At 37.3% G+C, this 4,124-nt stretch carries 4 protein-coding genes and 2 pseudogenes; 1 reads left to right on the top strand and 5 read right to left on the bottom strand.

The genetic code is table 11. The annotated features are described in order from the left end of the window. The 3 genes and pseudogenes from FTU45_RS15085 to cadR form a co-directional block, all read right to left on the bottom strand. Window positions 1-425 (bottom strand): annotated as a pseudogene (locus FTU45_RS15085) (TolC family protein); the annotation flags it as partial. A 48-nt stretch (window positions 426-473) separates the two neighbouring features. Beyond that, window positions 474-884, bottom strand: coding sequence for a hypothetical protein (locus FTU45_RS15090; protein WP_025465702.1), 411 nt, complete (start codon window positions 882-884; stop codon window positions 474-476). Between the two features lie 142 nt (window positions 885-1,026). Then, window positions 1,027-1,419, bottom strand: coding sequence for a Cd(II)/Pb(II)-responsive transcriptional regulator (gene cadR / locus FTU45_RS15095; protein WP_004733193.1), 393 nt, complete (start codon window positions 1,417-1,419; stop codon window positions 1,027-1,029). A gap of 90 nt (window positions 1,420-1,509) precedes the next feature. Between cadR and FTU45_RS15100 the strand changes: the two genes are divergently transcribed. Beyond that, window positions 1,510-2,790 (top strand): cation transporter, encoded by a 1,281-nt coding sequence (locus tag FTU45_RS15100; protein WP_104500112.1) that lies wholly within the window; start codon window positions 1,510-1,512, stop codon window positions 2,788-2,790. 215 nt (window positions 2,791-3,005) lie between these two features. Here the strand turns inward: FTU45_RS15100 and FTU45_RS15105 are convergent, their stop codons facing one another. Further along, window positions 3,006-3,572: a recombinase family protein gene (locus FTU45_RS15105; protein ID WP_104470814.1), complete on the bottom strand. Its 567-nt coding sequence runs from the start codon at window positions 3,570-3,572 to the stop codon at window positions 3,006-3,008. A 476-nt stretch (window positions 3,573-4,048) separates the two neighbouring features. Further along, window positions 4,049-4,124: pseudogene (locus FTU45_RS15110) on the bottom strand (IS6 family transposase); the annotation flags it as partial.

The following is a 4,124-nucleotide window of genomic DNA, read 5'->3' on the forward strand; positions in this document are numbered from 1 at the left end:
ACTGCAAGCTCAATTTGCGCTTGATAAATCTTCTGCTTCAGTGCTGTTTTATCTGTAGAGAGACTGGCTAATTTTTGGTTTGCTTTTCGCTCACCAAAAATATCCAAGGGTTGTGATATGCCAATGGCAAGCTCTTTTTCATTATTTGAACCAAATCCCGTTTGTTCAACTGACAGTTCAGGATTTTTAAACAGCTTACTTTGCTGAAGATTCGTGGCATTAATGCTGTTTTGCGTTTCCCAGAAATTTTGGGACGCTTGATACTGGTTGACCTGATCAATGGCTTGTCGCAGCGTTAAATCTTGAGGACTGGCGACTACAGAAGTACTCAAGCTGATCATTGCGGATAGCAAGACACCTGTACGGAATGCTGACCAGGATAAATTCAGGATAGAAGTATCCTGATATAATTTGTTTTTTGACATGAAATGCCCCACACATAATGAGATTAGGAGTGGTGGGCTTTTATAAGACTACCCCACCAATAGTAGGGGCAAATCAGGAGGGGGTGTTAATTGATTCAGATAAGGGGATTTATAAAAAGTTCTTCCCAAATAAGATGGTGTAAGGACTGTCTCAAAATGAGTTTTAAGCTTCAAATCATCGGGTGGGTCAATCTGAATCACGATTGTATTTGAGAAATGACTGCACTTTTCGTTAAAACAAACCTTCTGACAATAGTCATAAATTTCTTTATAGTTTTCTAAGGAATAAAGTGCTTGACTAGGACTATCACTCTTTTCGTCTAAATCGATTGGATTAGAGAGTATTGAATTGGGTATGTTTGGCATTTCATGCAGACACGCAGCCTCTGCCACACTCCAAATATTCTGGAATGTGAATAAGAGTACCAATATCTGGATTAGAAATGTTTTTCTCTTCATACACAAATCTGTATTTAAAACACCAATAAGAAGCTGTCCAGATCTATCAAAGATCTGATCACAGAATTTGAGTAACCTTAAACTTTTTGCAGCCTTAAGTAAAGATATACAGAATTTTTGAAAAAAGCATAGGTCTAGATAATCAAGCTAGATTTTTTAGAACTCCACATTGGTCAATTGTACATAAGCCATCACAAGTACCTCTTAAATCAGATAATTGTTCAATAAGCTTTTGTTGCTTGATTATATTTTCTCTGATAGCACTGACATGTAAGTCAATTAATTCATTCACATCTGAACAATTTTTCTCAGGTTTGTCTTTATAGGTAAGTAATTGACGAATTTCATTCAAACTCATATTTAAAGTTCGGCAATTCAAAATAAACTTAATTCGCTCAACATAGCCTATATCGTAAAGGCGGTAATTTCCTTCCGTTCTTTCGGGTTCCGGAATTAAACCTTCCTTTTCATAAAACCTAATTGTTAATACTGAACATGAGGTTTTTTTAGAGAGTTCACCAATTTTTAAATGCATTGAGTTGGTATTTCCAAAAAATCTTGACTCTATAGTAACTATAGGGATTCTAATATTCAAAGTTTATAAATTTTTTTAATGGGTATAACTATGAGTGGTTGTGGATGTAGTAAAGAAACACCATGCGAAGATAAGAAATCTCAACAAGAAAATCATCCATCAATTGCAGAAGCAAGCAATTCAAAGAATTGTGATAATACGCCTAGCTGTTGTGGTGAAGAGGAAGAAGAAAAATCTTCATCTCCTTGCTGTAACACTTCAAACAGTTGTGAAGATACCGCTCAATCCTGTTGTGGTTCTGATCCCAAAGAAAATTTAAGCACTGAAAACGTTTTAAAAGATTCGCACTACATGAGTGAATACTTAGTTCCCAAAATGGATTGTTCTGCGGAAGAACAGATGGTTCGTATGGCGCTATCTTCAATTGATGGTGTTCAAAAACTCATCTTTGATTTACCTAACCGTTCTTTAAAGGTTCTACATAATCAAAAAGATGAAAATATAACCACCAAACTTGAAGGACTGGGTTTTGGGGCAAAGCTTGTGAAGACTGAAACTTATATAAGCAATCAACAGGCCAAGCAAACAAGTACCTACACCATTCCTAAAATGGATTGCTCTGCTGAAGAGCAAATGGTCCGTATGACTCTTGCAGATCTTGAAGCAGTTAAAGGTCTTACTTTTGATCTTCCCAATCGAAAACTGAAAGTCTTCCATAATGAAGGGATTCAGCAAATTACGGCCAAACTTGAAGGACTGGGTTTTGGGGCGAAACTTGATGAAACACAGCTTTCTTCAGGTGACCTACCCAATGAACCTGATCCTGTAAGACAAGCTAAAGTACTTAAACTGTTATTAGGCATTAATGCTCTACTGTTCTTTATAGAATTCATCAGCGGTATTATTGCTGCTTCTACAGGATTGATTGCTGATTCTCTAGATATGTTTGCCGATGCAGCCGTTTATGGTATTGCGCTATATGCCGTCGGGAAAGCTGCGAAATATCAAGTAAAAGCAGCTCATTTTGCAGGCTGGATTCAGTTATTACTCGCTGTCATCGTGATTGTTGACGTCATTAGACGATTCATGTTTGGAAGCGAGCCAGAATCAACGCTCATGATTGTTATTGGCCTGCTCGCACTTATAGCTAACGTGACATGCTTATATCTTATTTCTGGTCATCGAGAAGATGGCGCACATATGAAAGCCAGTTGGATTTTCTCAGCGAATGACGTTGTGGTAAATATGGGCGTCATATTTGCCGGTGTACTCGTGGCATGGACGGGATCAGCTTATCCAGACTTAATCATTGGTATACTGGTTTCTTTATTCGTACTTAATGGTGCTCGAAAGATTTTGGCTTTGAAGTAAGGTACAACAAGAGTTATACCGAGCGAACCAATACTAAAAACCCCAGCAGGATGCCGGGGTTTTTTCTTTTCTAAACATCTGGGGTGATTGATTAAATGGTCATCTAAAATCAGTATGATAGTTCAATCTCCCCCCTCGAATAGGCTTTTTCATAGATTTATCACATTCCCTCATTTTCATAAGCTAAACTAAATATAGTCGAAAATTCAATTGAGTTATTCCCCGGCTTTTAAATAGCGGTATACCGCTTGACGACTAATACCGAATGCCTGACCTAATGCCATTTTTGAAGGATATTTCCCTTCCTTCCATGCTTGTCGTAAAGCTTCAGCCTGCTCAGGTTTCAATTTATGTACCCGACCTTTGTACTTCCCTTGAGCTGATGCCAGTTTAATTCCTTCCTTTTGCCGCTCCAGAATAATCTCACGTTCGAACTGTGCAAAAGCACCCATCAGTTGCAGCATCAAATTATCCATCGGAGTGGATTGGGCCGTAAAAGTAATATTTTCTTTTACAAACTGGATGGAGATCCCTCGTTTGACCAGTTTATCTACTTCAGTCACCAAATCTTTTAAGCTTCGCGCAAAACGATCCATGGAATGTACTATCACCTGGTCTCCTTCCCGGACATAATTCAACATTTCTTGAAATTTCGGTCGGTCGGTATTTTTACCTGACGCACGATCAACAAAAATCCGGTCGACTTCAATTCCCTCAAGTTGACGTCCAGTGTTTTGCTCGACAGAACTGACCCGGACATACCCTACTTTTTGGCCTTTCACTTTTTCACGCCCCAATTGAAGAAAAATGAACAATTTCGTAAATTATAAATTTTTAATACCAAAGTTACATGTTATATATGATTAAAAATCATTTAAATGGTACATAATTTTACGAACTTTTAGGCTGTTACTTTAGGGTATACTCTAAAGATACATTCAAGCTTATAAAATACGATAAGTGACTTTTGCAAGATATCTTGTATTCGAATCAGTCATCTTAAAAGTGGGTTTGCCTTATGTCTAGAATTTTGGTGGCTATTCACTTTTTAGTTGGAAAAACTTTGATGTAATTGAATAATGTAAAGATTTACAAGTAAATATCTAATAAAATATGGTTAGCTTTTATCTTATGTATTCCGGCACTGTTGCAAATAGAAATTTGAGTCGATGATGTTCCCTTTAAAAAGTGCTTAGAGACCGAAAACGGCACTGTTGCAAATAGGGATCTGAGTCGATGATTTTCCCTTCAAAAAAGCTTAGAGACCGAAAACTCTATTTACTAGCCAAACTTCTCCTAGAATATTACCGTTATAAAATAATGAAGCTTGTCCT

Source organism: Acinetobacter sp. YH12106 (genome assembly GCF_013418995.1).
Taxonomy (GTDB): domain Bacteria; phylum Pseudomonadota; class Gammaproteobacteria; order Pseudomonadales; family Moraxellaceae; genus Acinetobacter; species Acinetobacter pseudolwoffii.